The 5943-nt window shown below is 66.2% G+C and carries 6 protein-coding genes; 5 read left to right on the top strand and 1 reads right to left on the bottom strand.

From position 1 onward, the window contains the following. The 3 genes from B3E91_RS13750 to B3E91_RS13760 all read left to right on the top strand — a co-directional run. Positions 1 to 1602: response regulator (locus B3E91_RS13750; protein ID WP_287029950.1), on the top strand; the 1602-nt coding region annotated here is incomplete at its 5' end. 78 nt (positions 1603 to 1680) lie between these two features. Beyond that, positions 1681 to 2115: a hypothetical protein gene (locus B3E91_RS13755; RefSeq protein ID WP_282342062.1), complete on the top strand. Its 435-nt coding sequence runs from the start codon at positions 1681 to 1683 to the stop codon at positions 2113 to 2115. Continuing rightward, positions 2115 to 2513: an META domain-containing protein gene (locus B3E91_RS13760; protein WP_090228161.1), complete on the top strand. Its 399-nt coding sequence runs from the start codon at positions 2115 to 2117 to the stop codon at positions 2511 to 2513. Before B3E91_RS13755 ends, B3E91_RS13760 begins: the two co-directional genes overlap by 1 nt. Positions 2514 to 2549: 36 nt before the next feature. On the opposite strand, the gene dinB is transcribed toward B3E91_RS13760, so the two are convergent. Then, positions 2550 to 3629, bottom strand: a complete 1080-nt coding sequence (dinB, locus tag B3E91_RS13765) for a DNA polymerase IV (RefSeq protein WP_287029951.1) — start codon at positions 3627 to 3629, stop codon at positions 2550 to 2552. 297 nt (positions 3630 to 3926) lie between these two features. Here dinB and B3E91_RS13770 point away from each other — a divergent pair, with 297 nt between their 5' ends. Continuing rightward, a complete protein-coding gene (locus tag B3E91_RS13770; RefSeq protein WP_175534346.1) occupies positions 3927 to 4085 on the top strand; it encodes a hypothetical protein in 159 nt (52 codons plus the stop codon). Positions 4086 to 4226: 141 nt separating this feature from the next. Continuing rightward, positions 4227 to 5720: a dGTPase gene (gene dgt, locus B3E91_RS13775; RefSeq protein WP_287029952.1), complete on the top strand. Its 1494-nt coding sequence runs from the start codon at positions 4227 to 4229 to the stop codon at positions 5718 to 5720. The last annotated feature ends 223 nt before the right edge of the window (positions 5721 to 5943 follow it).

The following is a 5943-nucleotide window of genomic DNA, read 5'->3' on the forward strand; positions in this document are numbered from 1 at the left end:
CTGGTCTATCGCGACACGCCGCTGGCGCTGGTTGGCGATCCGCTGCGGCTCAAGCAGGTGATGACCAACCTGGTGAACAACGCGATCAAGTTCACCCGCGAAGGCTGCATCGTCATCCGCGCCATGCTCGAAGAGGAAAGCGACGACCGCGCGCAACTGCGCATCAGCGTCCAGGACACCGGCATCGGCCTCGCCGAAGACGAACTGCGCGCGCTGTTCCAGGCGTTCAGCCAGGCCGACAACTCGCTCAACCGCCAGGCCGGCGGCACCGGCCTCGGCCTGGTGATCTCCAAACGCCTGATCGAGCAGATGGGCGGCGAGATCGGCGTCGACAGCACGCCGGGCGAAGGCTCGGAGTTCTGGGTCAGCCTGACCCTGCCCAAAGCCCGCGACGACGCCGACGACCTGCCGCGCGCGCCGCTGGCCGGACGCCGCGTGGCGGTTCTCGAACACCATGAGCTGGCGCGCCAGGCGCTGCGCCATCAGCTTGAGGATTGCGGCCTGGAAGTGCTCGAATTCCCGGTGCTCGACGACCTCATCGACGCGGTCGCCGGCCAGCGCGATACGCCCCGGCAGATCAACCTGGCGGTGCTCGGCGTCAACCTCAAGGATCTGCCCCCCGAGCCGCTGAGCCAGCAGGTCCACGCCCTGGAAAGCCTCGGCTGCAAGGCACTGGTGCTCTGCCCGACCACCGAGCAGATGCTCTATCACGACGCATTGCCGGACGCCGACAGCCAGCTGCAGGCCAAGCCTTCCTGCACGCGCAAACTGCACCGCGCCCTGGGCGATCTGCTCAACGCGCCGCCGCCGCGCCTGCTGCCATCTATCGCACCGAGCAACAGCCGGCCGCCGCGCCTGCTCTGCGTCGACGACAACCCCGCCAACCTGCTGCTGGTGCAGACGCTGCTCAGCGACCTCGGCGCCGAAGTCGTCGCGCTGGACAACGGCGAGGCCGCACTGAAGGCCGTCGCCCGCACACGCTTCGACCTGATCTTCATGGACGTGCAGATGCCCGGCATGGACGGCCGGCAGACCACCGAGGCGATCCGCGCCTGGGAAACCGAGCACCAGCAGGGCCAGGTGCCGATCGTCGCGCTGACCGCCCATGCGCTGGCCCACGAGAAACGCATCCTGCTGCGCAGCGGCATGGACGACTACCTGACCAAGCCGATCAACGAACGCCAGCTCAGCCAGGTGGTGCTCAAGTGGACCGGCCTGAGCCTGCTCGGCAGCGCCGCGCGCGGCGAACCCCACGCACCGCGTGGCAATTCCACGCTGCCGGTACTGGACGCCGAGGAAGGCCTGCGCCTGGCGGCCGGCAAGGCCGACCTCGCCGCCGACATGTTGCGCATGCTGCTGGAATCGCTGGAAGTCGACCGCCAGGCGATCCGCCAGGCGCGTGAAAGCTGGGAACGCACGGCGCTGATCGAGCGCGTGCACCGGCTCAACGGCGCCACCCGCTACTGCGGCGTGCCGCAACTGCGCGACGCCTGCCAGCGCAGCGAAACCCTGCTCAAGCAGGACGATCCGGGCGCCGCCGCGGCCCTCGGCGAACTGGACGCCGCCATCGAGCGCCTGCTCGACGCCGCCGCGACCGCCTGACCGGCGAGGCGCCCGTGCCGGCAGCGCGTGATAGCATGCCGGCCAGCGCTTTTGCCCGATCCGCGAACACGAAGAACCATGGCCGAACACGATTTCCGCTACAGCCTGCTCAACCCGCAACACACCCTCAACGAATGCCGCGCGCTGGCGCCAGGCCGTTACCAGGTCACCGGCAACGGCGGCTCGATCAACGCCGGCGATACCCTGCTGGTGACCCTCAAGGGCAGCCGCGACCTGTGCCTGCGCCTGCAGGTGGAAAAGGTCCGCCACCTGATCAATCCGCCCGGCCAGTGGCTCGCGGTGGCCAACGGGCCGGCCTTCCGCGAACTGGAAATCCGCCAGTGGAGCGTCGATTGCGACGGCTGTGCCAAGCACCTCGACTTCGAGTTCGCGGTGGACGCAAAACTCGGCGACAAGGCCCGCGCACCGGCCGCCGAAGCGCGCATCGCCGAGCTGGGCTGGGCCTCGGTCGACGGGCGCCACTTGTGTCCCCAATGCCGGGAAAGCGCCTGATGAGAACCCCGCTGAGCCTCGCCCTGTGTGCCGCCACGCTGGTCGGCTGCGCCAGCCACACGCCGCTACAGACCGAACGCAGCTACAGCGTCGAATGGATCGGCGAGCGTCCGCTGATCGACCGCAGCCACCTCACGATGACCTTCGGCGCGGACGGACGCGCCTATGGCCATGCCGGCTGCAACCACTGGTTCGCCCAGTACACGCTCAAGGGCGAACAGCTCGGTTTCGACTTCCCCGGCAGCACCCGCAAGAGCTGCGCTCCGGCGCTGATGGAACAGGAACGGCGCTTCCTCGACGCCCTCGGCACGGTGCGCCGCTGGGACGTATCGGAACAGGACGAATTGCGCCTGTGGCCGGCCAGCGGCAAACCGATCCGCCTGCTGCCGGAACGCTGAGCGGCAAACCGGCATTCCTGCGCGAATACCGTGCCTTCAGGGCGCGAACAGCTCCATCTGCTCGCTCATTCCGCGCAAATCCAGCAGGCGCACACCGACGCCAAGCAGGCGCACCGGCTTCCCGCCGCGGGCATGCGCGGCGCTCAGCAGCTGGGTGTAGCTGTCCAGATCGCGACCGGCGCCGGCCTGCTCCAGGGTGGTCTGGCTGAAGTCGTGGAACTTCACCTTGACGAAGGGTTTGTCCGGCCGGTAGCTCTTGTCCAGCCGCTCCAACCGTCCGTTCATTTCCTCCAGGAGGCCCGGCAGCTGGGCGATGCAGGCCGCCAGATCGGGCAGGTCCTGATCGTAGGTATTCTCCACGCTGAGCGATTGCCGGCGGTTCTCCACCTGTACCGGACGCTCGTCGATGCCCCGCGCCAGGTTCCACAGGCGTTCGCCGAAACTGCCGAACTCGCGGGCCAGGGCCAGCTTGCTCCAGCCGAGCAGGTCCGCGCAGCCCACGATGCCCTGGCGCGCCAGGCGCTCCGCCGTCACCTTGCCGACCCCGTGCAGCTTGCTCACCGGCAGCGTGGCGACGAAATCCGCAACCTGGTCCGGGGTGATGACGAAGAGCCCGTCGGGCTTCTTCCAGTCGCTGGCGATCTTCGCCAGGAACTTGTTCGGCGCCACGCCGGCGGACACGGTGATGCGCAACTCCTTCCAGATACGTCGGCGGATGTCCTGGGCGATGCGGGTGGCGCTGCCGGCGAAATGCCCGGCGTTGGAGACATCGAGAAACGCCTCGTCCAGCGACAGCGGTTCGATGATCTCGGTGTAGTCGCGGAAAATCGCCTGGATTTCACGCGAGGCTTCGCGGTAGGCCTCGAAGCGCGGTTTGACGATCAGCAGGTCCGGACACAGCTTCAGCGCATGCCGCGACGACATTGCCGAACGCACGCCATAGGCACGCGCCTCGTAGTTGCAGGTGGCGATCACTCCGCGCCGATCCGCCGCCCCGCCCACCGCCAGCGGCCGGTTGGCCAGCGCCGGATCGTCACGCATCTCGATCGACGCGTAGAAGCAGTCGCAGTCAACGTGAATGATCTTTCGTTGTGGCTTAACCGGTTGATCCAACATGCAATTTCCGAAATCGGAAGCGAACGATGCGCACGACGCTTCTCGTAGGGCGAGCGAGCAATCTTACACCGCCACGAACTGTATGAATAAACAGTCAAACCCATCTTGAAGATCCCGGAAGGCGTTCGATGCGCTACCCCGACGCCAGCGGGTGCGTGGCAACATGCCCTCGGCCGTGCGGGACGAATCCCCTTCCCATAAGGATCGATGTGATGCAGTCGACATTTACGAGCTGACGAACAGCCGGAATGTGTCGGCTTTGGTAAAATTCGCCAACCAACCTTCGAGTACGCCCCGGTGAAAGAACAACGCACTTTTCACGCCCTGCGTGCCCACATCGATGAAATGCTCTCCAAGGGCGCCGTCATCGTCGGCCGCGATCCGCTCAGACTGAACGTCGACGGCACCCTGTTCCGCGTCGCCCACGGCATGCTGATCAGCCAGGCGGCTGCCTGATCCTTCGGTTTTCCCTCCCCCGCTGAACCCCTGTCGTCAGCGCCGCTGACGTCCGCCTGTGCCCTTGCCCCTCGCGTCACGGTTGTGTGCCTCGTCCCGACGCGGCTAGGCTGCACGCTCGACGACCGGTGGAGCCTATAGATGACGGAGCGGGTGAACTTCAAGGACAAGATTTCCCGGGAGCGCCCCTATCCGGGCGCACTGCGGGAGAACTTCAGGGTTCCCGCCTGCAGCGTGCAGGACCTCATCGACCAGTTCGAGAGCGACCGCGGGCGCATCCTCAACTCCGCCGCCATCCGCCGCCTGCAGCAGAAGACCCAGGTCTTCCCGCTGGAGCGCAACGCCGCCGTGCGCAGCCGTCTCACGCATTCCCTCGAGGTTCAGCAGACCGGCCGTTTCATCGTCAAGACGCTCTACAAGCAGCTCGGTGAGCGCGCCGCGGAGTTCGGCCTGGATGGCCTGGAAGGCGCCGTGGAAAGCCTGGTTGAGATGTCCTGCCTGATGCACGACATGGGCAATCCGCCGTTCGGGCACTTCGGCGAATACGCGATCAACGCCTGGTTCGAGCGCCACCTCGACGGCCTTTTCGAGCGCGCGGTGCCAGCCCCGGGCGATGCCGCGCTGCGCGGCGCCATGCTCCGCGACCTGAAGAACTTCGAGGGTAATGCCCAGGCCATCCGCCTCGCGGTACGCCTGCTGCGCCTCAACCTGACCTACACGCAGACCGCCGGGCTGCTCAAGTACGTGCGCCCGGCCAGCCAGCCGAAACCCGAGCGCGGCAGTCCCGGCGCCTATCTGAACAAGAAGCCCGGCTATTACCTCTCGGAAAGCGACTACATCGGCGCCCAGTGCGCCGCGCTGGCGATGCCACCCGGCACGCGCCACCCGCTCACCTACATCATGGAAGCGGCGGACGACATCTCCTACTGCCTGGCGGACATCGAGGACTCGGTGGAGAAAGGCATCCTCGACATCGATCGGCTGGCCCAGATGCTGACCGAGAAGTTCGCCAGCCTGAGCGACGCCGAGGCGAGCATTCCCGGTGCACGCAAACCGTTCCGCGCGGTGGTGGACTACGCCCTGCAACGCGCCCACCGGGAGACGGTGAACAAGACCGGGGAATTCTTCATCTGGCTGCGCGTGGGAATGACCCACCCGCTGGTCAAGCACGCCGCCGCGCAGTTCATCGAGCATATCGAGGACGTCTACCACGGGCGTCTCGACCGGGCGCTCATGGAGGACGGCGGCATTCACCAGGCGATGGTGGACACCTTCAAGGAGGTCGCCCGCGAGCAGGTGTTCAGCCACCGCGAGGTGGAAACCCTGGAACTGCAGGGCTTTCGCATCCTTCAGGGACTGCTGGATTTCTATGCGCCACTGATGGCGGAATCTGGAGCGTCGTTCCGCGCCCTCGCCGAAGGTAGCTCGAGCAAGCCACTGCACCTGCGGCTGCTGATCAAACGCTTGGCCGACACCGACATCAAGGCTTACCTCGAAGCGTTGCGGCAACTGCCCGAGGGTGACGACCCGACACTCTGGGAGTTCTACCACCGCTGCCGGCTGCTGCAGGATTTCGTCAGCGGCCTTACCGACCAGTCGGCCCACGACGAGTACCGCACCCTCTCCGCGCTGTGAAATCGCCGGACAGCGTCACCCGCGCGCCTGCCGGCCGTGGATCGCACGAGAGAAACCGCGATGCCAGGGCCTTCGCGCTAAATAATTGAAGAAAAAACAGTTTTTTCTCAGCCACGTGGTTGACAGCTTTGCTTTGGACTGTAGAATGCGCACCCACAGACGCGGGATGGAGCAGTCTGGTAGCTCGTCGGGCTCATAACCCGAAGGTCGTCGGTTCAAATCC

This window comes from Pseudomonas sp. UBA6310 (assembly GCF_002438225.1).
Lineage (GTDB): Bacteria > Pseudomonadota > Gammaproteobacteria > Pseudomonadales > Pseudomonadaceae > Pseudomonas_O > Pseudomonas_O kuykendallii.